This is a genomic window from Pseudomonas sp. 5P_5.1_Bac1, assembly GCF_025466015.1.
Lineage (GTDB): Bacteria > Pseudomonadota > Gammaproteobacteria > Pseudomonadales > Pseudomonadaceae > Aquipseudomonas.
Genome location: NZ_JANLNX010000057.1, coordinates 81,104 through 106,184, shown reverse-complemented (window position 1 = coordinate 106,184; position 25,081 = coordinate 81,104). Strand labels below are relative to the sequence as shown.

25 protein-coding genes and 2 pseudogenes are annotated in these 25,081 nt (G+C 60.9%); 14 read left to right on the top strand and 13 right to left on the bottom strand.

From position 1 onward, the window contains the following. The 3 genes from NTD82_RS13225 to aroC form a co-directional block, all read right to left on the bottom strand. A partial coding sequence (locus tag NTD82_RS13225; protein WP_262129045.1) for an acireductone dioxygenase occupies nucleotides 1-540 on the bottom strand: 540 nt, incomplete at its 3' end. A 36-nt stretch (nucleotides 541-576) separates the two neighbouring features. Next, nucleotides 577-1,722, bottom strand: a complete 1,146-nt coding sequence (locus NTD82_RS13220) for an MFS transporter (protein ID WP_175653689.1) — start codon at nucleotides 1,720-1,722, stop codon at nucleotides 577-579. 37 nt (nucleotides 1,723-1,759) lie between these two features. Beyond that, nucleotides 1,760-2,851: a chorismate synthase gene (gene aroC / locus NTD82_RS13215; protein WP_095155548.1), complete on the bottom strand. Its 1,092-nt coding sequence runs from the start codon at nucleotides 2,849-2,851 to the stop codon at nucleotides 1,760-1,762. A gap of 133 nt (nucleotides 2,852-2,984) precedes the next feature. Here aroC and NTD82_RS13210 point away from each other — a divergent pair, with 133 nt between their 5' ends. Next, on the top strand, nucleotides 2,985-3,947 hold the full coding sequence (locus NTD82_RS13210) for an alpha/beta hydrolase (RefSeq protein ID WP_262129044.1): 963 nt from the start codon (nucleotides 2,985-2,987) through the stop codon (nucleotides 3,945-3,947). Between the two features lie 94 nt (nucleotides 3,948-4,041). Beyond that, complete coding sequence (locus tag NTD82_RS13205) at nucleotides 4,042-4,839, top strand: hypothetical protein (protein ID WP_095155546.1); 798 nt, start codon at nucleotides 4,042-4,044, stop codon at nucleotides 4,837-4,839. A 48-nt stretch (nucleotides 4,840-4,887) separates the two neighbouring features. Here NTD82_RS13205 and prmB read toward each other — a convergent pair whose 3' ends face one another. Then, nucleotides 4,888-5,796 carry a 50S ribosomal protein L3 N(5)-glutamine methyltransferase gene (gene prmB / locus NTD82_RS13200; protein ID WP_262129043.1) on the bottom strand — a complete coding sequence of 303 codons (909 nt, stop codon included), beginning with the start codon at nucleotides 5,794-5,796 and terminating at the stop codon, nucleotides 4,888-4,890. Nucleotides 5,797-5,983: 187 nt separating this feature from the next. Between prmB and NTD82_RS13195 the strand changes: the two genes are divergently transcribed. From NTD82_RS13195 to NTD82_RS13175, 5 genes are all read left to right on the top strand, one after another. Beyond that, a complete protein-coding gene (locus NTD82_RS13195) occupies nucleotides 5,984-6,574 on the top strand; it encodes a cysteine hydrolase family protein (protein WP_175653694.1) in 591 nt (196 codons plus the stop codon). A 67-nt stretch (nucleotides 6,575-6,641) separates the two neighbouring features. After that, nucleotides 6,642-6,962, top strand: coding sequence for a hypothetical protein (locus NTD82_RS13190; RefSeq protein WP_262129042.1), 321 nt, complete (start codon nucleotides 6,642-6,644; stop codon nucleotides 6,960-6,962). 53 nt (nucleotides 6,963-7,015) lie between these two features. Further along, nucleotides 7,016-7,573 (top strand): Smr/MutS family protein, encoded by a 558-nt coding sequence (locus NTD82_RS13185; protein ID WP_110969306.1) that lies wholly within the window; start codon nucleotides 7,016-7,018, stop codon nucleotides 7,571-7,573. Nucleotides 7,574-7,642: 69 nt separating this feature from the next. After that, nucleotides 7,643-8,188 (top strand): GTP cyclohydrolase I FolE, encoded by a 546-nt coding sequence (folE, locus tag NTD82_RS13180; RefSeq protein WP_095155541.1) that lies wholly within the window; start codon nucleotides 7,643-7,645, stop codon nucleotides 8,186-8,188. 59 nt (nucleotides 8,189-8,247) lie between these two features. Further along, nucleotides 8,248-8,619, top strand: a complete 372-nt coding sequence (locus NTD82_RS13175) for a glutathione S-transferase N-terminal domain-containing protein (protein WP_262129041.1) — start codon at nucleotides 8,248-8,250, stop codon at nucleotides 8,617-8,619. Nucleotides 8,620-8,671: 52 nt separating this feature from the next. On the opposite strand, the gene NTD82_RS13170 is transcribed toward NTD82_RS13175, so the two are convergent. Then, nucleotides 8,672-9,274 carry a glutathione S-transferase family protein gene (locus tag NTD82_RS13170; RefSeq protein WP_095155539.1) on the bottom strand — a complete coding sequence of 201 codons (603 nt, stop codon included), beginning with the start codon at nucleotides 9,272-9,274 and terminating at the stop codon, nucleotides 8,672-8,674. A 146-nt stretch (nucleotides 9,275-9,420) separates the two neighbouring features. On the opposite strand from NTD82_RS13170, the gene NTD82_RS13165 reads away from it, so the two are divergent. Continuing rightward, nucleotides 9,421-10,614 carry a benzoate/H(+) symporter BenE family transporter gene (locus NTD82_RS13165; protein WP_262129040.1) on the top strand — a complete coding sequence of 398 codons (1,194 nt, stop codon included), beginning with the start codon at nucleotides 9,421-9,423 and terminating at the stop codon, nucleotides 10,612-10,614. Between the two features lie 15 nt (nucleotides 10,615-10,629). Here the strand turns inward: NTD82_RS13165 and NTD82_RS29340 are convergent, their stop codons facing one another. The 3 genes and pseudogenes from NTD82_RS29340 to NTD82_RS13155 all read right to left on the bottom strand — a co-directional run bounded on the left by NTD82_RS29340 (nucleotide 10,630) and on the right by NTD82_RS13155 (nucleotide 14,117). Then, the gene (locus NTD82_RS29340) at nucleotides 10,630-11,334 is read right to left on the bottom strand and encodes a methyl-accepting chemotaxis protein (protein ID WP_410017051.1); all 705 of its coding nucleotides are present in this window, start codon (nucleotides 11,332-11,334) and stop codon (nucleotides 10,630-10,632) included. A 207-nt stretch (nucleotides 11,335-11,541) separates the two neighbouring features. After that, a pseudogene (locus tag NTD82_RS29335) lies at nucleotides 11,542-11,715 on the bottom strand (methyl-accepting chemotaxis protein); the annotation flags it as partial. Between the two features lie 989 nt (nucleotides 11,716-12,704). Beyond that, nucleotides 12,705-14,117, bottom strand: coding sequence for a PLP-dependent aminotransferase family protein (locus tag NTD82_RS13155; protein ID WP_262129038.1), 1,413 nt, complete (start codon nucleotides 14,115-14,117; stop codon nucleotides 12,705-12,707). On the opposite strand from NTD82_RS13155, the gene NTD82_RS13150 reads away from it, so the two are divergent. After that, nucleotides 14,116-15,402 carry an MFS transporter gene (locus tag NTD82_RS13150; protein WP_262129037.1) on the top strand — a complete coding sequence of 429 codons (1,287 nt, stop codon included), beginning with the start codon at nucleotides 14,116-14,118 and terminating at the stop codon, nucleotides 15,400-15,402. The two genes, NTD82_RS13155 and NTD82_RS13150, sit on opposite strands and share 2 nt — an antisense overlap. Here NTD82_RS13150 and NTD82_RS13145 read toward each other — a convergent pair. Continuing rightward, nucleotides 15,395-16,156, bottom strand: coding sequence for an SDR family oxidoreductase (locus NTD82_RS13145; protein WP_262129036.1), 762 nt, complete (start codon nucleotides 16,154-16,156; stop codon nucleotides 15,395-15,397). The two genes, NTD82_RS13150 and NTD82_RS13145, sit on opposite strands and share 8 nt — an antisense overlap. A gap of 229 nt (nucleotides 16,157-16,385) precedes the next feature. Between NTD82_RS13145 and NTD82_RS13140 the strand changes: the two genes are divergently transcribed. Together NTD82_RS13140 and NTD82_RS13135 are read left to right on the top strand one after the other, a co-directional pair. Continuing rightward, complete coding sequence (locus NTD82_RS13140) at nucleotides 16,386-17,390, top strand: NADP-dependent oxidoreductase (protein ID WP_262129035.1); 1,005 nt, start codon at nucleotides 16,386-16,388, stop codon at nucleotides 17,388-17,390. 193 nt (nucleotides 17,391-17,583) lie between these two features. Further along, on the top strand, nucleotides 17,584-18,666 hold the full coding sequence (locus NTD82_RS13135; protein WP_262129034.1) for an acyltransferase family protein: 1,083 nt from the start codon (nucleotides 17,584-17,586) through the stop codon (nucleotides 18,664-18,666). A gap of 45 nt (nucleotides 18,667-18,711) precedes the next feature. On the opposite strand, the gene pyrF is transcribed toward NTD82_RS13135, so the two are convergent. Next, a complete protein-coding gene (pyrF, locus tag NTD82_RS13130; protein ID WP_262129033.1) occupies nucleotides 18,712-19,419 on the bottom strand; it encodes an orotidine-5'-phosphate decarboxylase in 708 nt (235 codons plus the stop codon). A gap of 177 nt (nucleotides 19,420-19,596) precedes the next feature. Between pyrF and NTD82_RS13125 the strand changes: the two genes are divergently transcribed. Then, nucleotides 19,597-19,764 (top strand): DUF2897 family protein, encoded by a 168-nt coding sequence (locus NTD82_RS13125; protein ID WP_262129032.1) that lies wholly within the window; start codon nucleotides 19,597-19,599, stop codon nucleotides 19,762-19,764. A 57-nt stretch (nucleotides 19,765-19,821) separates the two neighbouring features. On the opposite strand, the gene NTD82_RS13120 is transcribed toward NTD82_RS13125, so the two are convergent. Next, a complete protein-coding gene (locus NTD82_RS13120; RefSeq protein ID WP_262129031.1) occupies nucleotides 19,822-20,139 on the bottom strand; it encodes a ComEA family DNA-binding protein in 318 nt (105 codons plus the stop codon). Nucleotides 20,140-20,346: 207 nt separating this feature from the next. Further along, a pseudogene (locus NTD82_RS13115) lies at nucleotides 20,347-20,689 on the bottom strand (hypothetical protein); the annotation flags it as partial. A gap of 91 nt (nucleotides 20,690-20,780) precedes the next feature. On the opposite strand from NTD82_RS13115, the gene tnpB reads away from it, so the two are divergent. Then, nucleotides 20,781-21,140 (top strand): IS66 family insertion sequence element accessory protein TnpB, encoded by a 360-nt coding sequence (gene tnpB / locus NTD82_RS13110; protein ID WP_262129030.1) that lies wholly within the window; start codon nucleotides 20,781-20,783, stop codon nucleotides 21,138-21,140. An 18-nt stretch (nucleotides 21,141-21,158) separates the two neighbouring features. Then, nucleotides 21,159-22,703, top strand: coding sequence for an IS66 family transposase (tnpC, locus tag NTD82_RS13105; protein ID WP_262129046.1), 1,545 nt, complete (start codon nucleotides 21,159-21,161; stop codon nucleotides 22,701-22,703). A gap of 336 nt (nucleotides 22,704-23,039) precedes the next feature. On the opposite strand, the gene NTD82_RS13100 is transcribed toward tnpC, so the two are convergent. After that, entirely contained in the window at nucleotides 23,040-25,064 is a 2,025-nt protein-coding gene (locus NTD82_RS13100) for a polysaccharide biosynthesis protein (RefSeq protein WP_262129029.1), read from the bottom strand. Nucleotides 25,065-25,081: the final 17 nt, after the last annotated feature.

The following is a 25,081-nucleotide window of genomic DNA, read 5'->3' as shown; positions in this document are numbered from 1 at the left end:
GTCATCCAGCCCCGGATACAACCGGGCGTTCTCATCACCCGTCAGGTGCACCGCCCGTCCTTCCTCGCTTTGGAACAACCGCACCAGCACCAGGTTCGGCTGCTCGCCGATATCGAACCAGTGCGCAGTCCCCGCCGGAACGCTGACCAGAGCGCCCCGCTCCGCCACCAGCGCATACACGTAATCGCCGATTCGCAGATTCAGCAAGCCGCGCCCGCTAATGACAAAGTGCGCGCCCTTTGCCGAATGACGACGCTCGTCGATCCAGCCAGCGCGCAGTTCATCCTTCTGAGGATGCTCGGGATTGACGCTGAATACCTCCACCACCGCGCCACACTCGGTTTTCAGCGCCTGGAGCTGTTGATCCAGCAGCGCGATCACCTCCTCTGCGGCAGTCCCGGGACGAATCCGCTCGGCCACTTCCCGCTGTTCGAAGTGCACGCCCTGTTCGGCCAGTGTCGCGCCGATATCGTCATCGTGGGTCAGGACTTTGTTGGGGGTATCCGGGGTGGACTGGTGATAAACGCTGAGGATGCTCAAGGGCAACTCCTGTTCTTTCAAGACGTGATGCGGACGCTAGATAGCGTCCTCTTTCAACCGGGTCGCAATGATAACGGCTGCGGCCAGCGCCGCGACGGCGGCAATACTAAAGGTGATACCCGGGCCCAGGGCCTTCCAGCTATAACCCGCATATAGGGCACCCAAGGCGCCACCGGTGCCGGACAACGCAGCGTAGAACGCCTGGCCCTGGCCCTGTTGGCGCGCGCCGAAACTGCGCTGGACGAAGGCGATGCAGGTGGCGTGGAAACTGCCGAAGGTCGCCGCATGCAGCAGCTGGGCGAACAACAGCACCAGCAAGTGCTCGGCAAAGCTGCCCAGCAACAGCCAGCGCAGCGCCGCCAACAGGAAACTCGCCAGCAGCACCCGGCGCAATGACACCCGCGCCAGGATCCGGCTCATCACCATGAACAGCAGCACCTCGGCCAGCACTCCCAGCGCCCACAGCATGCCGATGGTGCCGCGGCTGTAGCCGAGGCTTTCCAGGTGCAGGGTCAGGAAGGTGTAGTACGGGCCGTGGCTGAGCTGCATCAGCGCCACGCAGGTGTAGAAAGCCAGCACGCCGGGGCGGGTCAGTTGCTTGAGGAAGCCGCCACCGGACGGCCGCTCGGCCTGCTCCACCGGCTGGGCGTTGGGCACCCAAAGGCTGGCAAGGACGATACCGGCCATGATGCACACCAGCGCCACCGGGTAGATATCCAGGCTCAACCACTCGAACAATCGGCCCAGGCCGACCACGGTGAGGATAAAACCGATCGATCCCCACAGCCGCACCTGGCTGTAGCGGCCGGTCTGGCCTTGCAGGTGCGCGAGGGTAATGACTTCGAACTGCGGCAGCACCGCGTGCCAGAAGAACGCATGCAAGGCCATGACCAGCGCCAGCCAGGCGTAGCTCTTGTCGACGAAGATCAGCGCGAAACTGGCCAGGGTGCACAGCGCGCCGAGGCGCACGATCAACAGGCGCTGGCCGCTGCGGTCGCCCAGCCAGCCCCACAGGTTTGGCGCCACGCAACGCATCAGCATGGGAATGGCCACCAGCTCGCCGATGCGTGCGCTGGAAAACCCGAGGTGATCGAAATACAGCGCCAGGAACGGCGCGGTAGACCCGAGCAGGGCGAAATAGAAGAGGTAGAAACTGGACAGGCGCCAGTAAGGCAACGCCACGGCTAAAAAGCCGTGGCGCGATGGGCAGTGCGGGGCATCAGAGCTGGCCCAGTACCGGGGTGCTCACACGTACGTCAGCGTTCTGCCCGCGGTGGCGCAGCAGGTGGTCCATCAACACGATCGCCATCATCGCTTCGGCGATCGGCGTGGCGCGGATCCCGACGCATGGGTCATGGCGGCCCTTGGTGATGACTTCAACCGGGTTGCCATCCTTGTCGATGGAACGGCCCGGCGTGGTGATGCTGGAGGTCGGCTTGAGCGCCAGGTGAGCGACGATCGGCTGACCCGAGGAAATGCCGCCGAGGATGCCGCCAGCGTTATTGCTGAGGAAGCCTTCGGGCGTCATCTCGTCACGGTGCTCGGTGCCGCGCTGGGCGACCGAGGCGAAGCCGGCGCCGATTTCCACGCCCTTGACCGCGTTGATGCTCATCAGCGCATGGGCCAGTTCGGCGTCCAGACGGTCGAAGATCGGCTCGCCGAGGCCCGGCATCACACCCTCGGCGACCACGGTGATCTTCGCGCCGACCGAGTCCTGGTCACGGCGCAACTGATCCATGTACGCCTCCAGTTCCGGGACCTTGTCCGGGTCCGGGCTGAAGAACGCGTTCTGCTCCACCGAGTCCCAGGTCTTGAACGGGATTTCGATCGGGCCGAGCTGGCTCATGTAGCCGCGAATGCGAATGCCCTGGCTGGCCAGGTATTTCTTGGCAATGGCACCGGCCGCCACGCGCATGGCGGTTTCGCGTGCCGAGCTGCGGCCACCGCCGCGGTAGTCGCGCTCGCCGTATTTGTGGTGATAGGTGTAGTCGGCGTGGGCCGGGCGGAACAGGTCCTTGATGGACGAGTAGTCCTTGGACTTCTGGTCGGTGTTGCGGATCAGCAGACCGATGGAGCAGCCGGTGGTGCGGCCTTCGAAGACGCCGGAGAGAATCTCGACCTCGTCGGCTTCCTGGCGCTGGGTGGTGTGGCGGCTGGTGCCGGGCTTGCGCCGGTCCAGATCGCGCTGCAGGTCTTCCAGAGAAATCTCCAGACCCGGCGGGCAGCCATCGACAATGGCGACCAACGCCGGACCATGGCTTTCGCCAGCGGTGGTGACAGTGAACAGCTTGCCGTAGGTATTGCCGGACATGCAGGACGCTCCGCGAATCAGCCTGATTTGAACAAGGCCGCCAGTATACGCAGGCTAACCATTCAGTTCATCCCTGCTGGCGAACCTTCTGCACGGGGTCAGGTCCAACCGGCATCCCCCCGCATGTAGCCCGATGATGTCGCGCCTCGCCGTCCTGCTCCTCCTGATCGTTTCCGGCTTCGCCCAGGCCGCCGCCCCCGCCGTGTTCCAGCGCCCGGTCAGCCTCGACACCGGCCAGGGCATTCTTCATGGCAGCCTGCTGCTGCCGCGCGGCGACACCCCGCCGCCGGTGGTGCTGATCATCGCTGGCTCCGGCCCCACCGACCGCGACGGCAACAACCCTGCAATCGGGCGCATCGACATTCTCAAGCGTCTGGCCCTGCAACTGGCTGCTCAGGGCATCGCCAGCGTGCGCTATGACAAGCGCGGCGTTGCCGAGAGCCTGGCGGCGACCCCGGACGAACGTCAGTTGAGCGTCGAGCGTTATGTCGCCGACGCCGTGGCCTGGAGCCACAAGATCAAGGCCGACCCACGCTTCGGCCCGCTGATCCTGCTCGGTCATAGCGAAGGCGCACTGATCGCCAGCCTGGCTGCGGAACCGGCCGGCGCCAGCGCGGTGATCGCCCTGGCCGGCAGCGGCCGGCCGGTAGACCAGGTGCTGCGCGAACAACTGGCCGAACGCCTGCCACCGGCCCAACTCAAGCAAGCGCAACAGGTGATCGATCAACTCAAGGCCGGCCAGCCGAGCAGCGATGTGCCGCCGGCACTCGCCAATACCCTGCGCCCCAGCGTGCAGCCTTATCTGATTTCGTTGTTCAGCCAAGACCCGGCGGCGGCCTTCGCACGCTTGCAGATTCCGGCGCTGATCATTCAAGGCCGCAACGACATCCAGGTCAGCCCGGCCGACGCCAAGGCCCTGCAGGCGGCCAAGCCCGATGCGCAGCTTGCGCTGATCGATGGCATGAACCACATGCTGCGCATCAGTCCGCCAGGCATGGGCCAGCAGCGCGACAGCTACACCAATCCGGCACTGCCCCTGGCCAGCGCACTGGGCGAACGGATCGTGGTTTTTGTGCGGCAGTTGACATCCGCCTGAGCAAATCGGGCTCCAGTCCTCGGCGAATCGGCCGATAAATCCGATGCAGGCGCTGTCACCGTAGACGGCCTGTTGCGCACACGAGGACCCTGTGATGACTGATGCACCCACCCAGGACGCTACCGCAGCGGCCGACGAACCGGTTGTTCCGGAAGCCGCCCCGCTGCCCTGGGCGGACCTGGCGCCCGAACATTTCCAGTTGCTGCGCCTGGCGCCGCTGCCGACCGACCGCAACAGCGGCGCGCGTCCGTTGCGTTTCGTCGAGTTCGGCCATGCCGAGCGCCACAGCAAGGAACACAGCCTGCTGCGCATGGAAATCCGTCTGCCCGGGCAAAAAGTGCGCAAAGAACAGAACGTGCTGGATATCCGTGTCGACCACGACAAGCGCCTGGTGACCATCGGCCCCGACAGCGGCTTGCAGATCGAACCACTGAACCGCGGAATAGGCCGCTTCATGCTGGCCCAGGCCGTGCAGTGGGCACAGCGCAAGTGGTCGCACTACCGGCTCGAGGGCGGCGCCCTGGCGAACAAGGACGCACTCAACGAAGACACCCGCCTGCGCCGCGACCATGTGCTGCGTAGCCACGGCGTGGAAGTCGAATACGCCGACGCCCAGCACCTCAAGGGGCGCTACGTCGAAACCCAGGTGGGCGAGCTGAAAGGCGGCTGGAATACCGACAAGCTGCAGCGGGTCGAGATCATCGAAGCGGCCAACATGTTGCAGCAGGCCGATCAGAAGTTGCAGGAGAAGGAATCGCAACTGCGCGAGCGCGACGAGCGGGTTTCCAAGTACCGGCGCGAAGACAGCGGCCTGCGGTTCACTATCACCTGCCTGGTGGCGTTCGCAGTGTTCCAGGCCGGCTTGCTGATCTGGATCGCCACCCACCGCTGAGGGCGAAACGCGGGACTGGCTGACACGCCGTCCCGCGCAACAACACCATCAGACCCGCGAAGCGAACAGCGCCTGGTGCTGGCGGCATTGCTCGGCAGTGAGCATGAACACGCCGTGACCGCCGCGCTCGAACTCCAGCCAGGCGAAATCCACTTCCGGGTACAACTGCTCGACATGCACCTGGCTGTTGCCGACCTCGACGATCAGCAAGCCCTTCTCGGTGAGGTGGTCCGCCGCCTCGGCCAGCATGCGCCGCACCAGATCCAGACCATCATTGCCACAGGCCAGGCCCAGTTCCGGTTCGTGCTGATACTCGGCCGGCATGTCGGCGAAGTCCTCGGCATCGACATACGGCGGGTTGGACAGGATCAGGTCGAAACGCTGCGCCGGAAGGCCGGCGAAGCCGTCACCCTGGACGGTGTAGACGCGTTGCTCCAGGCCATGTCGCTCAATGTTCTGGTTGGCCACTTCAAGCGCTTCGAAGGACAGGTCGGCCAGCACCACTTCGGCTTCGGGGAAGACTTCGGCGCTGACGATACCGATGCAACCTGAACCCGTGCACAGGTCGAGAATGCGCGCCGGCTCGTCGGCCAGCCACGGCTCGAAGCGCTTTTCGATCAGTTCGCCGATCGGCGAACGCGGCACCAGCACGCGTTCATCGACGATGAACGACATCCCGCAGAACCACGCCTCGCCCAGCAGGTAAGCGGTGGGCACGCGGTCTTCGATACGGCGCTTGAGCAGGCGTTGCAGCTTCACCAGTTCGTCGTCTTCCAGGCGGCAATCCAGATAGCTGTCAGCCACTTCCCAAGGCAGGTGAACCGCTCCCAGCACCAGCAACCGAGCCTCGTCCCACGCGTTGTCGGCACCATGACCGAAGAACAACTCATGCTCGTGGAAGCGGCTGACGGCCCAGCGAATGTGGTCGCGCAGTGTGCGCAGGCGGGAAGTGATCACGGCAGACTCCTTGGAAGACGACCGGCGATTCTACCAGCCTCGCGCAACAAGTGGCCGCAATTGCATCGACGGGCGATTGGCTGACATGGCTGAGAGCCACTAACCACGCCACTTGTACGCTAAGCGATTCACATAAGTGTCCAAGCAGGGGAGAATAGGTAAAAAGCCCTACCCGAAGGAGCCCCTGATGTCTGTTCCAATGACGATGTTCCACCTCAGCGGACGTGGCTATCCGCCCGCCAAACTGAGCAACGCCAGCCTGATCATTATCGATGCGCAGAAAGAGTACCTGAGCGGTCCCCTGGCGCTGTCGGGCATGGACGAGGCAGTGGCGAACATCGGCAAACTGCTCGACGCGGCGCGCAAGGCCGGTCGTCCGGTGATTCACGTGCGTCACCTGGGCACCGTCGGCGGTCTGTTCGATCCTCAGGGTGCGCGCGGCGAATTCATCCCCGGCCTGGAGCCACAGGGCGATGAAGTCATCATCGAGAAGCGCATGCCCAACGCCTTCAAGAACACCAGCCTGCATGAAACCCTGCAGAACCTCGGCCACCTGGATCTGATCGTCTGCGGCTTCATGAGCCACTCCAGCGTCAGCACCACCGTGCGCCGCGCCAAAGACTACGGCTACCGCTGCACCCTGGTCGAAGACGCCTGCGCCACCCGCGACCTGCCGTTCAAGGATGGCGTGATCCCCGCCGCGCAGATCCAGCAGACTGAAATGGCGATCATGGCCGACAACTTCGCCTGCGTGACCCCTACCAACAGTCTGATCTGACCCTTGGCGCGCGGAACCACCTCCACGACTTTCGGTCCAAAACCGGATATTCACTGAGGAAATCGGAATGAAAATATCCGACGGTTTCGACGCCAAACGCCTGCGTCCGCGCCAGCCGGGCAATTGGCGTTCGCGCCTGGCCGCGGCGTTTTCGGCCCTGCTGGCAAGCGTCGGCGTGCTGCTGGCCATGGCTGGAACCGCCAGCCTGCTGGGCCACCCCGCCGCACTGGGCGAGCTCAATGCCAACCCCGCCGCCGCCAGCCTGGTGCTCGGTGGCGGTTTGCTGGTGCTGTACCTGGGCGTGTGGCTCTGGCGCCGACGTCGCCTGCGTCTGCGCCGCGGCCGCGAACTGAACCTGTCGCCCCACCTGATGAAAAAACACGATTGACTGCAACGGCGTGTGGACTCGCGTAAACTGCGCCGCTCGCGGCGGAGACCTACATGCAAGACGACGATTTTTCCCTGTTCAAGAGCGAGGTGCGCGGCGTCAAGCCGATCAAGCATGATCGCGCCGACACCGGCAAACCCAAGACTGATCGCAAGCAACTGAACAACCTGCGGCAGAACGCGACGGTGCGCAGCGACCAGACCGTGGTTGACGGTCTGTCCGATCAGTTCGTCATCGACGTGGGCCCGGAAGACGATCTGCACTGGAGCCGCGACGGCGTCCAGGAAAGCCAGATGCGCAAGCTCAAGCTCGGCCAGATCGGCTTTGAAGGCAGCCTCGACCTGCACGGCATGACCGTCGAGAAAGCGCGCGAAACCCTCTGGGCCTTCCTCGCCGAGGCCACCCGCTTCGAAATCCGTTGCGTGCGCGTCACCCACGGCAAGGCCGTGCGCCTGGATGGCAAACGCCCCATGATCAAAAGCCACGTCAATACCTGGCTGCGCCAGCACGCCCAAGTGCTGGGCTTTACCTCGTGCCAGGCAAGACACGGCGGCACCGGCGCGGTGTATGTGATGCTGCGCCGGACCATGCTCGAAGGTCGCGACGAGTAACGCCGGACTTGCGGCGCCGCCACAGCCGCCGTACCCTTCGCGTTTGCGAAATACACCACAGGTAGATCCATGTCCCTGGAACAGAACTACACCGCAATCCTCGGCCAGCTCGGCGAGGATGTCTCCCGCGAAGGCCTGCTCGACACGCCGAAACGGGCCGCGAAGGCCATGCAGTACCTTTGCCGCGGTTACACCCAAACCCTGGAAGAAGTGACCAACGGCGCCCTGTTCAGCTCCGACAACAGCGAGATGGTCCTGGTCAAGGACATCGAGCTGTACTCGCTGTGCGAACACCACCTGCTGCCTTTCATCGGCAAGGCGCACGTCGCCTACATCCCGAGCGGCAAGGTGCTGGGCCTGTCCAAGGTGGCACGGATTGTCGACATGTATGCCCGTCGCCTGCAGATCCAGGAAAACCTGAGCCGCGAAATCGCCGAGGCGGTGCAGACGGTTACCGGCGCCCTGGGCGTCGCCGTCGTCATCGAAGCCAAGCACATGTGCATGATGATGCGCGGCGTCGAGAAGCAGAACTCGTCGATGATCACTTCGGTGATGCTCGGCGAATTCCGCGATAACGCCGCGACCCGCAGCGAGTTTCTCAGCTTGATCAAGTGATCTGGAGCGTTACGCGAGCCGACCTGTCCAGGTCGGCTTTTTCATTTTGAGGAGTTGCCATGATCGTCAAAGCACTGCGGGTCGGCCTCGGCCAGGTGATCGTCTTTCTCGACTGGATCAGCCGCCCGGCCAAACGCAAGCGTGACCCCGCCGCCCAGGCGCGGGTCGAGCAGGAAGCCCGCGGGTTGAGCCTGTACCAGTTCCACGCCTGCCCGTTCTGCGTGAAGACCCGCCGCACCCTGCACCGCCTCAACGTGCCGGTCACCCTGCGCGACGCGAAGAACAACGAACAGGATCGTCAGGCCCTGCTCACCGAAGGCGGCAAGATCAAAGTGCCGTGCCTGCGCATCGAAGAAGACGGCAAGACCACCTGGATGTACGAGTCCAAGGCGATCATCGCGTATCTGGACCAGCGTTTTTCGGCTGCCTGATCCTTTCGGGGCCTGCTGTGCAGGCCTTCGCGAGCTCGCGCCTACAAGAACGTCAGCCTTCCATCGCTACATGCCGCGGATGCTCTGCCACCCGCGCCAGCCACTCCCGCACTTTCGGATAAGCGCTCAGGTCGAAGCCGCCCTCATGCGCGACATGGGTGTAGGCATACAACGCCACGTCGGCGATCGAATAGCGGTCGCCCACCAGATACGGCGTCACTTCCAGTTGCCGCTCCATCACCTTGAGCGCCTTGTGCCCGCCCTTGTGCAGCTTGCGGTATTCCTCCAGGCGCTCGTCTGGCAGTCCCAGATAGAACTGGATGAAACGCGCCACCGCGATATAGGGCTCGTGGCTGTACTGCTCGAAGAACTGCCATTGCAGCACCTGGGTGCGCAACCGCGGCTCAGAGGGCAGGAACTCGCTGCCGTCGGCGAGGAAATTGAGAATCGCGTTGGACTCCCACAGGCAGGTGCCATCTTCCAGTTGCAGCACCGGAACCTTGCCATTGGGGTTCATCGCCAGGAATTCCGGCGTCTGCGTCTCACCCTTGAGAATATCCACCGGCTGCCAGGTGTAGGGCAGATCGAGCAGGTGCAGCATCAGCTTGATCTTGTAACAGTTGCCCGACTGGTAATCCCCATAGACCTTGTACATCTTGCCCCTCCCCCTTTTCTGCAAAAGCGAACCGACCTTCATGGTTGGCGACTGTACGGTTAAATGCAACGGTTGCTGTATTGCAATCGACACCCTGTCGCACGGTAGTCTGAAAAATCTGCTGACACCCGTATAAGGATTTCGCCATGCCCGACGCCACCTCCGCACAATTGCGGCCGCTGGCCGACTCGTCACCCTCCGCGGTGGTCGCCGGTTTCATCGCCATGCTCACCGGCTACACCAGCTCATTGGTGCTGATGTTCCAGGCCGGCCAGGCCGCAGGGCTGACCAGCGCACAGATTTCCTCGTGGATCTGGGCGCTGTCCATCGGCATGGCGGTGTGCAGCATCGGCCTGTCGCTGCGTTACCGCACGCCGGTGACCGTTGCCTGGTCGACGCCGGGCGCAGCATTGCTGATCACCAGCCTCGGCGGCGTGACGTACGGCGAGGCCATTGGCGCCTACATCACCTGCGCCGTGCTGGTGGTGATCTGCGGCCTGACCGGCAGTTTCGAACGCCTGGTCAAACGCATTCCCGCGTCGCTGGCCTCGGCGCTACTGGCCGGGATCCTGTTCAAGATCGGCAGTGAAATCTTCGTCGCCGCCCAGCACCGCACCACCCTGGTACTGGGGATGTTCTTCAGTTACCTGCTGATCAAGCGGGTGTCGCCGCGCTACTCGGTGCTCGCCGCGCTGGTGGTGGGTACGGCGCTGTCCGGCGCGCTTGGCCTGCTGGACTTCAGCGGTTTCAAGCTGGAAGTGGCGACACCGGTGTGGACCACGCCGAGCTTCTCCCTCGCAGCAACCATCAGCATCGGCATTCCGTTGTTCGTGGTGGCGATGACTTCGCAGAACATGCCCGGCGTCGCCGTGCTCCGCGCCGACGGCTATCAAGTGCCCGCCTCGCCGCTGATTTCGGTTACCGGCCTGGCCTCGCTGGTGCTGGCACCGTTCGGCGCCCACGGGGTCAACCTGGCGGCGATCAGCGCGGCAATCTGCACCGGGCCGCATGCCCATGAAGACCCCAAGAAGCGCTACACCGCAGCGGTCTGGTGCGGGATTTTCTACGGCATCGCCGGGACCTTCGGTGCCACCCTGGCGGCGCTGTTCGCCGCCCTGCCCAAGGAACTGGTGCTGTCGATTGCCGCCCTGGCACTGTTCGGCTCGATCATGAACGGCCTCAGCGTGGCGATGAACGAAGCCAGGGAACGCGAAGCGGCGCTGATCACCTTCATGGTCACCGCCTCGGGCTTCACGCTGTTCTCCATCGGCTCGGCCTTCTGGGGCATCGTCGCTGGCGTGTTAACGCTGCTGATCCTCAACTGGCGTAAAAGCGCCTGACAGGCATTTCCGGACTCAGATCCGGAAATGCCCGACCATCCCTTTCAACTCCGCACCCAACTGCGCCAGCTCGATACTCGAGCTGGCGTTGCCTTGCATGGCCATCGCCGACTGATCGGCGCTGCTGCGAATCTGGGTCACGCTGCGGCTGATCTCCTCGGCCACCGAACTCTGCTGTTCCGCGGCCGCGGCAATCTGCTGGTTCATCTGCTGGATCACCGACACTGCCGCAGCGATGCTGCCTAGCGCACTTTCAGTTTGCAGCGCATCAGCCACCGCCAGCTTGACCAGTTCGCCACTGTTCTGGATCTGCGTCACCGATGACTGGGCATTGGCCCGCAGACTGCTGACCAGGCGCTCGATTTCTTCGGTGGACTGTTGGGTGCGCTTGGCCAAGGCCCGCACTTCATCCGCCACCACGGCAAAACCGCGCCCCTGCTCACCCGCGCGGGCAGCTTCGATGGCGGCGTTGAGCGCCAGCAGGTTGGTCTGCTCGGCGACGCTCTTGATCACTTCCAGCACCGAGCCGATGTGCTGAATCTCGGCACTGAGGGTCTCGATGCTGTGGCTGGCCGAATCGGCGGCACTGGCCAGTCGCTCGATGCGCTGCATGCTCTGGCGCACCACCTGCTGGCCGTTTTCCACCTTGCCGTCCGCCGATTGCGCGGCTTGCGCAGCCTCCTCGGCATCACGGGCAACGCTGTGCACGGTGGCCGTCATCTCCTGCATGGCGGTGGCAACCTGATCCGTTTCTTCTTTCTGGCTGCTGACTTCGCGGTTGGTCTGCTCGGTCACCGCCGACAAGGTGTGGGCGTTGCTGGCCAACTTGTCGATCCCGGACTGCAAACCACTGACGATGCCGCTCAGGCCGCTGCCCATCTGCTGCATGGCCAGCAGCAACTGCCCCACCTCATCACGGCGATCGACGTTGATTTCGCCGCGCAAATCCCCTGCGGCAATTTCCTGGGCACGGCTGATCACCCGGCGCAGCGGCAGCACGATGGCCCGGGTAATGAGGATCGCCGCGACAATGCCCACCAGCAGTGCCAGCAATGACGACAGCAGAATCAGCAAGGCATTGCGCTTCAATTCGGCCTGCATTCCGGCATCGATGGCCGCGTTGATCTGCTCGACCCGCGCCGTGACCTGTTCGGCGCGCGCCTGCAACTGCTGGCGTAGTTGCTCCTCGCGGGCCAGCAGGTCCGTGTATTCACCAAGCTTCTCGCCAAAGCTGGCGATGTGGGTGGTCACCTCGCCGAGTACGCTCTGATAACCGGGGTCTTCGATACTGCCCTTGAGTTGCGCGGCCAGTTCCGCTGCCTGGTCAGCCTGCTCGATGCGCCCCTGACGCACATCATCGGCGCCCTTGCGGCTCTGCTCCAGGCGCACCCGCGCCTCATCCATCGCCTGCAGCATCAGCCGCGCCACCTGACCGACCTGGCCGGCCTGCTCGACGAACTCGGCGCCCTTCTGGCCTTGGGAGTCCTTCAGCGTCCAGGTGCCATCGTCCGCCAGCCCGGACTGCAACACGTCCAGGTTGTTGGCAACGCTCGACACCGACCAACTGGCCATGTCCAGCGCCAGCTCCTTGGCCTGGGTCAACTCGACGAATTGGTCGAAGGCCTGGCGGTAGGCATTCAGCTCGGCGCCGACATCGCTGCTGGCAAGTTCCGGCAACTGCCCGGCCTGGGCGCTCAAGGCCTCCACGCCCTTGCGCAGTGCTTCGGCGGCCTTGGGATCAGAACGCTGGGCGAAGCGCTGTTCGTCCAGGCGCAGGGCCAGCACCCCGTTGTTGAACGTGGTCATCTGCTTGAGCCCATCGACGCGTTGGCCGAGGCCATACAGCGCGGCAATACCGATCGCGGCCACGACCGCCGTCAATAACAGCACCAGGGTGAATCCCAGCCCCAGCTTGCGGGCCATGCCCAGGTTGGCGAAACCACCATTTGCGCCCGATTTCATTGCTCGCTGCCCCCTTCTGCCCCTGGAAAACTCGCCGCATCGCCAAGGGTGCAGAGTGGCAATGGCGCCCGTGGCAGCACAAGACACCGGCGCCGGAATAATGGCAAAAAGCTACGGAGCCGTCGTTTTCAGGAAACTGAAGGTCGTCGCGACGATAGTTGGCCAACCGTCTGAAAAAACGCTTGAGCACGCACATCCTGGGTGTAGGCAACATTGATCCGCAGCCAGTCACTGTCGGCGCCCTCCGGATCGAATGCCGAACCCGGCGAGAGCACGACGCCTTCGCGCTGGGCGATCTGTTGCAGCGCGCTGGAGTCGACACCCGGGCAGCGGGCCCAGACGAACATGCCGCCGTAAGGCTCGGCAAAAACCTCCCAGCCGGTGGCCTCGAGCAGGCGCAACGCAGTGGCCATATGCTGGGCCAGACGCACGCGCAAGCGCTGCACGCTCTTGCGGTACACCCCGCTGGCCAGCAGTTGCGCCAGCACCTGCTCGGCAAACCGCGACGTGCCAATCCCGGTGATCATCTTCACCTCGGCGAGGCGTGCGATCAGCCCCGCATCGGCGACGAGGTAACCGACCCGCAGCGAACTGCTTTGGGTCTTTGAAAAACTCGCGAGGTAAATCACCCGCTGCTGACTGTCGAGGGTCGTCAGGCGGGTAGCCTGGCTGTCCTGAAAGTCGGCATAGATATCGTCCTCGATGATCCGCACGTCGAATTCGCCGGCCAGTTCCAGCAAACGCTGGGCGGTGCGCGGGCTCAGGCTGGTGCCGGTGGGATTGTGGTAGAGGCTGTTGATGAACAGATAACCCGGGGCGTGCTCGCGCAGCAGATCAGCCATCACCTCAAGATCGGGGCCGTCCACCGTGCGCGGCACCGGCAGCATGCGCACACCGTGCAGGCGCAGCAGGTTGTAGAGGTTGTAATAGCCGGGCGTTTCCACCAGCACGGTATCGCCCGGCTTGAGCAAAGTGCGCACCAGCAGGTCGAGGGCCTGGCTGGCACCCTGGGTGGTGAGAATCTGCTCGGGCCGTACCTGGATACCCAACAATCCGAGGCGCTTGCGCACCTGCTGGCGCAGGGCCGTGAGCCCCAACGGCGGCCCGTAGCCGAACAGATCCTGCTCCGCACCGCGACTGACCTGACGAATTGCCAGGGCAATTTCCTCGCTTTGCCGCCAGTTGTCCGGCAGCCAGCCACAGCCAAGCCTGAGCAACGCGTCACGGTCGTCGCTGAACAACCGCCAGCGCCCGTCGATGCCTTCTTCCCAGTGCGGTTCTTCGGCGAAAGGCGCCTGGCCCTTACGCTCGGCGACGAAAAACCCGACACCGTGACGCGCCTCCAGCCAGCCTTGCGATACCAACCGGTCGTAGGCCTCGATGGCACAGGACTGGCTGACGCCCTGCTCTTTCGCCAAATGACGAATCGACGGCAGACGGCTGCCAGGACGTAGCCGCTGGGCGGCAATCCAGCCCTGCAGGCCATCCGCCAACTGCTGTACCAGCGGGGCCGTCAATTGCCGATCAAGGTTCAGTTTCATGGTTCAGGTGTTTGGTTATTTTGGCCGAACAGTTAATCACAAAAGACCCGGAGGTGTGCCTTTCCCCCTGCCAACGGTCACCCGAAAATCGCCTTGTCACTACAAGGAGTCCCCCATGATTACCCGCCATGCGTCCGCCATACTGGCTTTCGCCCTGTGCCTGGTCACCTTTGCCGTCAATCTCCAGGCCCCGCTGTACACCGCCTACGCGGCGCTTTCCGGCCAGGGAGCGGCGGCGACAGCGGTCGCTTTTTCCGGTTATGTCGTCGGCGTCCTGCCGGTACTGCTGTTGTTCGGCGGACTGGCGGACCGGGTCGGCCACAAGCCGCTGATCATTGCGGCGCTCTGCCTGTCGATGCTGGCCACGGTGCTGACGATGCTCGCGCCCGGCCTGACCACCCTGGCCTTCGCCCGCACCCTGCTGGGCGTCGGGACTGCGCTGGCATCGGCTACCGGCACCGCGTACATGGGCGAATTGATGCGCAACGGCGACAACCGCGCCGCAGCCAATCGGGTCACTGCCAGCACCTCGCTCGGCTTTGGCCTCGGCGCGGCGGTCACCAGCCTGTTCCTGCTACAAGGTCCCACACTCGTACCCGGCAGCTTTGCGCTGCACCTGGGTCTGGCGTTGGTTGCGCTGCTGGCGGTACTGGGGTTGCCGGATCCTGGCGTCCGTCGCCAAACCGCGCTGCTGCGCCTGCCGTTCTACCCGACGGGAAGCCTTCCCTACGGCCTGGCGATCCTGCTGGCCTGGGGCTGTGTCGGCCTGGTCATCGCTCTGATGCCGTCGATCCTGGCACGCCATCAACTGGCCAACTGGTCGGGGATGTCGACGTTCTGTGTCATCAGTTGCGGCCTGCTGTTCCAGCCACTGGCACGACGCATGACACCAGCCCGCTCGACCGGACTGGGCTTGCTGGTGCTGCCATGCAGTTACGCACTGCTGGCGTGGGGCGCGCATAGCGGCACATTGCCGGCTGTGTTGCTGGGAGCAATCGGGGCCAGCAGTGCCTGCTACGGGTTTATCTATCTGGGCGGGCTGTCGGCGGTCAATGCGCTGGCGAGAACAGAAAAAACCCGCGCCAGCGCCGGATTCTTCCTGCTCGCCTATCTGGGCTTCAGCCTGCCGGTGATCTTCACCGGCCTGTTGGCTGACCGCTTCGGTGCCGGCACCGCCTTGACCTTGTTCGGCGCCTTGTTGCTGGTGGGTTGCCTGGTGGTCGCCGGCGCCCTGCTGCGCTCCAGCAGAAACGCCGCGGTCCAGGCCATGCTGGCCGTCAAATAGCCGTGGCACCACCGTCCACCGCCAGGGCCTGGCCGGTGGTGAACGCAGCGCCGTCGCTGCACAGGTAGAGCACGGCACTGGCGATTTCCTCGACCTTACCGATGCGGCCAACCGGGTGCATCGCCGCGGCAAACTCCGCCTTACGCGGATCGGCCTCGTAGGCACGGCGGAACATATCGGTATCGATTACCGCCGGGCAGACGGCGTTGACCCGGATCTGCTTCTTGGCGTATTCGATCGCAGCGGACTTGGTCAGGCCAATCACCGCGTGCTTGGAGGCGCTGTAGATACTCATCTTCGGCGCCGCACCAAGGCCGGCAACCGAAGCGGTATTGACGATCGCGCCGCCGCCCTGGGCAAGCATCAGCGGCAACTGGTACTTCATGCACAGCCACACGCCTTTGACGTTGACGCCCATGATCGCGTCGAACTCCGCCTCGCTGCCTTCTGACAGGCGGCCCTGCTCAATCTCGATACCGGCGTTGTTGAAGGCGTAGTCCAGGCGACCATAGGCTTCGACGGTCCGCGCCAGCAACTGCTGCACCTCGCCATCCTTGGTCACGTTGCAGGCGACGAAGATAGCCTCGCCACCTTCTGAGCGGATCAACGCCACCGTGGCCTCGCCACCCGCTACGTCCAGATCGGCCACCACCACCTTCAGCCCTTGCCGGGCAAACGCCTGCGCCGTGGCACGGCCGATACCTGCGGCGGCACCGGTGACCAGAGCGACCTGGCCGGAAAACGTCATACTCATCGAAAGCTCCTGCAACAAGGTGAGGAAAGTGGCGTGAGTCTAGTCAGCCGATAGAGCGGATGGGCAGCATCATCAGGGTTCCGGTTGATGCACTATGAGAACAGGTGATTATCAACACGGCGCTTCATCACCTTGCTCGATAGTCAGGTATTCGCCGCGAACACCGAACTTGCCGAGCGCGCCGCGAAGGTCTATCACAAAGCTTTTGCCCAACCCTTGCGAGGCTCCCATGACTGCCCAGACCAACCGCCGCTTCCTGCTCGCCAAACGCCCGGTGGGCGCCGTGAGCCGGGAAGATTTCAGCTACGAGCAGGTGCCGGTAGGCGAACCCGCCGACGGCCAGGTGCTGGTGAAGAACCTTTATCTGTCCCTCGACCCGGCCATGCGCGGCTGGATGAACGAAGGCAAGTCCTACATCCCGCCGGTCGGCCTCGGCCAGGTCATGCGTGCACTGGGTGTCGGTGAAGTAATCGCCTCGCGTAACCCGAAGTTTGCCGTGGGCGATCACGTGAACGGTGCACTGGGCGTACAGGACTATTTCCTCGGCGAGCCGCAGGGCTTCTACAAGGTTGATCCAAAACTGGTGCCGTTGCCCCGCTACCTCTCGGCGCTGGGCATGACCGGCATGACCGCGTACTTCGCCCTGCTCGACGTCGGCGCGCCCAAGGAAGGCGAGACCGTGGTCATTTCCGGTGCCGCCGGCGCAGTGGGCAGCATCGCTGGGCAAATCGCCAGGATCAAAGGCTGCCGCGTGGTGGGCATCGCCGGTGGTGCGCAGAAATGCGCTTACTTGAAAGAAGAACTGGGCTTTGACGGGGTGATCGACTACAAAGCCGAAGACGTGCTGGAAGGCCTGAAACGCGAGTGCCCGAAAGGGGTGGACGTGTATTTCGACAACGTCGGCGGCGACATCCTCGACGCCGTGCTCAGCCGCCTGAACTTCAAGGCCCGCGTAGTGATCTGCGGTGCCATCAGCCAGTACAACAACAAACAGGCGGTAAAAGGCCCGGCCAACTACCTGTCGCTGCTGGTCAACCGCGCCCGTATGGAAGGCTTCGTGGTGATGGACCATGTCGCGCAGTATGGCGCGGCCGGCCAGGAAATCGCCGGATGGCTGGCAAGCGGCAAGCTCAAGAGCAAGGAAGACATTGTGGAGGGGCTGGAAACCTTCCCCGAGACGCTGTTGAAGCTATTCAGCGGTGAGAACTTCGGCAAACTGGTGCTGAAAACTTGAACATCGTCTCAGTACAACCAATTACCTCCCAAGCATAAAGCCCCAGATGCCCTCTATTTATTTACTGTCGGAGAATCAAATAGAATACTCGACAACCGCCAGCATTGAGCTATCATTCCCGCTCCCCGGCGAGGCTGAAAACGACTCGCCCCCTACATAGACATCCACTATTCAGCCTATAACCGAGACATTCATGAGTGACAGGATTATATTTGCAAATACGTTGCGTGGTTTTGCAGCCATCTCTGTACTCCTGTCACACTTTGCCGGAATATTTTGGGTAATGAACCCATTGATATGCCACTTATTGGGGGTCCCCAAGCTAACCAACCTACCGGAGATACCCAAAGTCTTATCGTTCTTTGCCAATCACTGCATCATCCTAGGCCAGTTCGGAGTGGGTGTTTTCTTTATCGTCAGCGGCTTGGTAATCCCGTTCTCACTGAAGAATAGCAGCAATAAAATTTTTTTATATCGGCGAGCACTCCGGATATACCCCGTATATATAGCTGGCTTTTCGTTTACTATGGTAATGCTATATGTGCTTGCCGCTTATAAACATAGCACCTACAACTTCTCATTGTTTGACATCCTTGCCCACTTCGGTGTGATAACCCGCGCCCCATTGGGCGTATCGAGAATAGACGGTATAAGTTGGACTTTGGAAGTTGAAATATATTTCTACCTAGCTCTCTGCGTACTGGGTGCGCGAACGATGCAACTCGATTTTAGGCGCTACATTATCGCAATACTGGTGATCTCACTCTTAGCGGCATTGACATTCAGGCTCAAAGATTATCTCGTCGGCGTACAGATGGCATCGGGATTGATGTTGTTGCTTGGCATGACCTACTACTCACTACTAAACAACAAAGTTAGCACAGCTCAGTTTTGGATTATTCAATTGCTAGTGTGCTCCCTGATTCCAATACTTTGGCTGCTAGTTGCAACACCTGCTGGATATACCTATCAATGGATGTCAGGATACCTCTTGGCTATCGCAGCCTTCCATATCTGCTACCTGCTGAGAAATCGCTTCACCAACAACAAGCTACTTTCCCACTTCGCTGATATCAGTTATCCACTGTATGTCGTCCATGCACTATTTGGCTATGCCATCATGTATGTCCTGGTAGAGAAGGGGGCTGGGGCTCTAACAGCCATAGCCGCTGCATCATTGACCTCCTACCTCGCAGCGCTCAGTATTCATCTGGTGATCGAGAAGCCTTCCCTACGCTGGAGCAAACTCATGCGCCATAACCCAATCACAATCTGAACCCAGATTGGATTGCACTCCTTGCACACCCGCGGTTGATGGGATTCACCCATCAGCCCTGATTTGTGCAACCACAGTTGCTAGCGCCTGTGACGGGTCTGCAGCTTGGCTAATTGGCCGCCCGATAACTAAATAGTCAGAGCCAGCATCCAGAGCCTCGCGTGGAGTCATGATTCGCCGCTGGTCATCCTGAGAGCTTCCGGCGGGCCGAATGCCTGGAGTCACGAGCTTCAAAGATGGATGAGCTATTTTGAGTGCCGAGGCCTCCAGTGCAGAGCACACGAGACCGTCCATTCCCGCCTTCTCGGCCAATGCAGCAAGACGCAGGACTTGCTCTTCTGGCTCTACACTCAGCCCAATGCCCGCCAGGTCCTCACGCCCCATACTCGTCAGCACCGTAACACCAATTAACAGAGGTTTCGGTCCACTGCGTTTATCCAGCTCTTCGCGGCAGGCAGCCATCATGCGCAACCCACCGGAGCAATGTACGTTGACCATCCACACTCCCATCTCGGCAGCCGCCTTGACGGCCATCGCCGTGGTGTTGGGGATATCGTGGAATTTCAAGTCGAGGAAAACCTCGAAGCCCTTGCTGCAAAGGGTCTCGACGATGCCCGAAGCGCTGCTGGTGAACAGCTCCTTACCGACCTTAACCCGGCACAGGGTAGGATCCAATTGGTCAGCCAGTTTCAGCGCAGCGTCACGAGTGGGAAAATCCAGGGCGACAATCAGGGGTGTCTGGCAGAAGATCATGGGCAGGGTCTCATGGCGAGTCGAAAACGGCGCGCATTGTAAACGATGCAGCGGCGTAGCGGGGGCCAGTGATAGCGAATTCCCACGCAGCGCTCTCACCCTATAATTGAACCAACACAGAGAACTTATACTCGAAATTACAGATACGGCCATCTTCGCCGTACAAAGGAGAATGCCATGCCTTGGTATGCTTGGTTGATTCTGGTGGTGGCGATGGGCTCTATCGTCGGTGGCCTAATGATGCTCCGGGACACTGCCAAAAGGTTGCCCCTTACGGAAGAGCAGCTCAAGCGGGTTCATGAAAGGAATGCGGAGATGGATGCGAAGGAAGCACAGGACCGCTGACAAGCTTCTACAAAAAAGGCCGATCTATTCAGATCGGCCTCATCCTTTTTTATAGGTTCAGTTCACGTTCAGTTTGTCCCGGTTGCGCTCCAGCAACGCTTTGCCAATACCCTTGATTTCTAGAAGCTCATCCACCGAAGTAAAGTCCCCATGCTTTTCACGATAGGCAACGATTGCTTCGGCCTTGGCTTTTCCAATACCGCTCAGTTGGCTTTGCAGCGTTGAAACATCGGCCTTATTCAGGTCGATCAGAGGCTGTTGAGGCTCCACCATCACGGTTGTCGCCGGCACCGGGGCAGACGGAGCCGCGTTGATGGACAGGGAGAAGATGCCGAGGCAGCCCAACAGAAGCGAAGCAAGATAAGCGTGGCGCATGGGTGAAACTCCTTGGGTTATCGATAACGAAGGCAGCGTTTCCTTGACTGCCTCTCAAACCTAGATCGTAACTCTGGAGAGTCAAACATCTGGCGGAACGGATTCTTTACCAAATCTGAATTTCTCACGCCTCAAAAAGGGCTGTCACCATGGCTGATGCCTATACGGTTTGCTCGCACTTACGGCTGAGCCGCCGTAAGCATCCGCTCAACTCACCTTGCGCCAGTCAGGCCGACACCCATCAAAGTGGCGGTAATTGGCTCGCTTTGGCGGCAGACGAGTCAAAACGTCCTTGAGTTAAGCCACGGGTCATGTACGTTTATCCGTGTCGGCTGGGTCAAGCTCATGATCGCCGCCACCCGTTGCCACTACGTAACAACCCGGCAAATAACCAGTTCGAGCATCCAAGCGCCCACGAGTTGATCTGGTTCTCGGCTTGGTTGTGGTTGATGGGACAGCGCTATCTAGCACTCAAGGCTGTAGTCGGGGCTTTGGCAGTTGCAGAGCCGTTGGGCACAAGGTCGTGCTGGGCCAACATCCAGTCGTGCAATGTTTTGTAACCGCTCCATGAACTACACATTCAAAGCGTTCCCCTGACACCGGATGCTGTGCTCCCGTTTTTCTCCGGAGCCAGCCCCGCCATGATGAGACCCGACGCCAAAGTCGAAAAAGTCTATCTCTACCCCAAGCCCGTCGACTTCCGAAAATCTATCGATGGCCTCGCCGCTCTGGTCGAACTGGACATCAAGGTCGCGGTGTTTGACCCGGTGCTTTTTGTCTTCCTCAACAAATCCCGGAACCGGGTGAAGATCTTGTACTGGGAGCGCAACGGCTTTTGCCTTTGGCTCAAGCGCCTAGAATCCGAGCGCTTTAAAACATCGCCCGATGCCAGCGACGAGGCGATAGTTCTGACGGTTCAGGAACTCAACTGGTTACTCGACGGTTTCGACCTCTGGCGCAACCGCCCTCATCAGGTTTTGACGCCGCGCTACGTGGCGTGACCCGGTATAATCCGGGCCATATTTTCTCTGCCCGATGACCTTCCTGATGATCCTGTTTTGCTCAAGCAACTGCTGCTTGAGGCACTCAGTCGCCAAGAGGAATCGGCCCAGGCTTATCAGACCCACATCGTCGACCTGAAAGAGCAGATCAAGCTGTTGCGCGACCGTCTGTTCGGGCGTAAGTCCGAGCAAAGCATCGAGCCCAACACGCCACAATTGGCCTTGTTCAACGAGCCCGAAAGCGAACCCATGCCGTTGGTTGGCGACGCTGATGAAGAAGTTGTTGCCGCGACACCGCGCCGAGGCAAACGCAAGCCACTGTCGGCCAATCTGCCGCGTATCGAAGTCATCCACGAACTACCCAAACACGAACTGACCTGTGCCTGCGGTTGCCGCAAGCATGTGATCAGTGAAGAAACCAGCGAACAGCTGGATATCGTGCCGATGCAGATCCGCGTCATCAAACATATCCGCAAGATCTACGGTTGCCGTGGTTGTGAAAGTGCACCGGTCACCGCCGACAAACCGGCGCAATTGATCGAAAAGAGCATGGCCAGCCCGAGTGTTCTTGCCATGCTGCTGACCACCAAGCACGTCGATGGCTTGCCGTTGCACCGGTTTGAAACGGTACTGAGCCGACATGGCATTGATATTCCTCGTCAGACGCTGGCGCGCTGGATCATCCAGTGCAGCGAACACTTTCAGCCGCTGCTGAATTTGATGCGTGACCGGCTGCTGGAAAGTACGGTGATCCACTGCGATGAAACTCGCGTTCAGGTCCTCAAGGAACCGGATCGAGACTCGACCAGCCAATCCTGGATGTGGGTGCAGGCCAGCGGCCCGCCAGATCGCAAAGTAGTGTTGTTTGACTACACGTCCAGCCGTGCGCAGGAGGTGCCGTTACGACTGCTGGAAAGTTATCGCGGTTATGTCATGACCGATGATTACGCCGGCTACAACGCCTTGGCATTGCAATCGGGTGTGGAGCGCCTGGCGTGCATGGCCCATGCGCGCCGCAAATTTGTGGACGCGCAGAAGGTTCAGCCCAAGGGCAAGATCGGGCGGGCCGATATTGCACTGACGATGATCAACAAGCTGTACGGGATCGAGCGTGAACTTAAGGAAGCCGATGATGAACAGCGATTTATCGCTCGCCAGGAAAAGAGCCTGCCGATCTTGGGGCAACTGAAAGTCTGGCTGGATAAAACCCAATCCCAGGTGACGCCGCAAAGTGCATTAGGCAAGGCGGTGCATTATTTGGCGAATAACTGGAGCCGACTGGAGCGCTATGTCGAAGCGGGTTATTTGCCCATCGACAACAACGCGGCCGAAAGAGCGATCAAGCCGTTTGTCATCGGACGCAAGGCCTGGTTATTCAGCGATACCGTCAACGGCGCCACTGCCAGCGCAAAGATCTACAGTCTGGTCGAGACCGCCAAGGTCAACGGCCAAGAGCCCTATACGTGGCTGCGCCACGTACTGGAGCGGTTGCCGCACGCCTCATCGGTCGAAGAGTACGAAGCGTTACTACCGTGGAACTGCTCGCCGCAGATGCCACGGTAGACCGTTGCCCCACCACTGGGTAGGTGGGGTTTATGGATCGCATACAATGTTTTGATAATCGGTGCCGCTTTTTCCTGGCGTATTCGCCAGCGTTCTTTATCGCTCATGCCCCAAGTTTAGCGTTCGACTTCATATAGTCCGCCAATCGAGTGCAGTGCCTATTCGACCAACCCTTACCTTGCGACGCCATGTGGCTGTGAGACCAGTCCATGGTGAGGGGCTCTGTTTTTCAAAACCAATAAAAAACTGATGCATGTTTCCATGCATCGATTTTTTGTGTTGTACATATCAAATTTCAACGAATCAGCACCAAGCTTTACGATGCCGTTTTTGTTGTCAAGGATCGAGACGCCGCTGCTGATAGATCCAGTCGACGATCTCTCCATCAGGCGCATAGCCACTGACGGTTTCCCGCAGCAATTGCCTGACCCGATTGTAGTCATCCACTTCGATCGCCCTGAGCAGTTCGCTCAGGCGCTCCTTGAGAACATCCCAGGACAGGTAGTCCTCGTTGGCGGTCATGATCATAGGGTGTCGGGTAGCGGCAACGTTGTCGCCGATCAGCAACTCTTCGTAGAGCTTTTCTCCGGGACGCAAGCCGGTGAACTCGATAGCAATATCACCGTGCGGGTTGCGGTCAGAGCGTACGCTCAGGCCGGAAAGGTGAATCATCTTTTCCGCCAGCTCGGTTATGCGTACCGGCTCGCCCATGTCGAGGACGAAGACATCGCCGCCCTGCCCCATGGAGCCCGCCTGGATCACTAACTGGGCTGCTTCGGGGATGGTCATGAAATACCGGGTGATGTTCGGGTGCGTCACGGTGAGAGGCCCACCTGACTTGATCTGCTTGTGGAACAGTGGAATTACCGAACCGGACGACCCCAGTACATTGCCGAAACGGACCATGGTGAACCGGGTCTTGTTAACCTGGGACACATTGCCCTTGTCACCGAACAGGACCGGCGCCAACTCGCGGCTGAGCGCCTGCAGGGTCATTTCGGCAAGACGCTTGGTGCTGCCCATGACATTGGTCGGACGCACCGCCTTGTCAGTGGAAATCAGAACGAAGTTGGCAATGCCGGCCTGCAGCGCAGCCTGTGCAGTATTCAGGGTGCCGATAACATTGTTCAGCACACCTTCGGCAATGTTGTGCTCGACCATGGGCACATGCTTGTAGGCCGCCGCGTGATATACGGTATCGACGCGCCAGGTCTTCATAATGTCGAGCATCTGTCCCTGATTGCGCACGGACCCAAGGATCGGCAGGATCTTGGTCGGCAGCGACTCGCGACGGACCCGCTGTTCCAGTTCGGACAGGATGCTGTAGAGATTGAACTCGCTATGTTCGAACAACAGCAGTATCCGCGGGTGCAGACCGAGAATCTGCCGGCACAGTTCGGAACCGATCGAGCCACCCGCCCCCGTCACCATCACCGACTGATCGGATATGCAGCGTTCGAGCAGGTCTTCCTGCGCGGGAACCGCGTCACGCCCAAGCAGGTCGGCGATATCCACTTCCTGAATGTCGTCGACCTTGACCCGGCCACTGGCCAGGTCCATGAACCCGGGAACGCTTCGAACGTGCAAGGGAAACTCTTCAAGGAAACCGAGAATCTCGCGGCGTCGCACACGGGTCACCGAAGGAATGGCCAGAAGTATTTCTTGCGCCCCCGTTCGATCTATCATCTTTTGCAAATGACGGGGCTTGTACACCTGCAAGCCGGAAATAACACGATCGGCGATGCTGCTGTCATCATCGATGAAGGCGACCGGGCGCATCATCTTGCCCAGACGCAGAGCGGCAACCAGTTGATTACCGGCGGAACCGGCACCATAGATCGCGACCTTGGGCAATCCATCGTCCCGATTGGTGAACGGCACATGTTGCGCAGCGGTGAACCAGTCGCCGAGGAAATACTGGCGCATGGCCAGACGCAAGCCACCCACCAGAATCAGGCTCAACCACCAGTAGTTGAAGATGATCGAACGGGGTACGACATTCTGGTGGTTGCTGTACCAGTAAACCGCCACACCCAGGATCAGGGCTGAGAGACTGACCGCCTTGATGATGGCGATGAGTGCATCGTTGCCAAAATAGCGCATTACCGCCCGGTACATACCAAAGCGAATGAACAGGGGAATAGCGATTATCTGCGCGCTGATAAAGAGCCAGAGGTGGTCGCGGATGGGGTTCGCCATCTCGTCGATGCCCAGACGCACAACGAACGCCAGCCATAACGCAACCCAGACCAATACGACATCGGTCAACACCTGCAATAGGCGCTTTTGACGGCGGGGGAGCCCAAGCAGCACCGCCCGCAATCTATCCATAACCCCTTCAAACACCTTTACTGCTCCCATAGTGAATCCGTACCTGA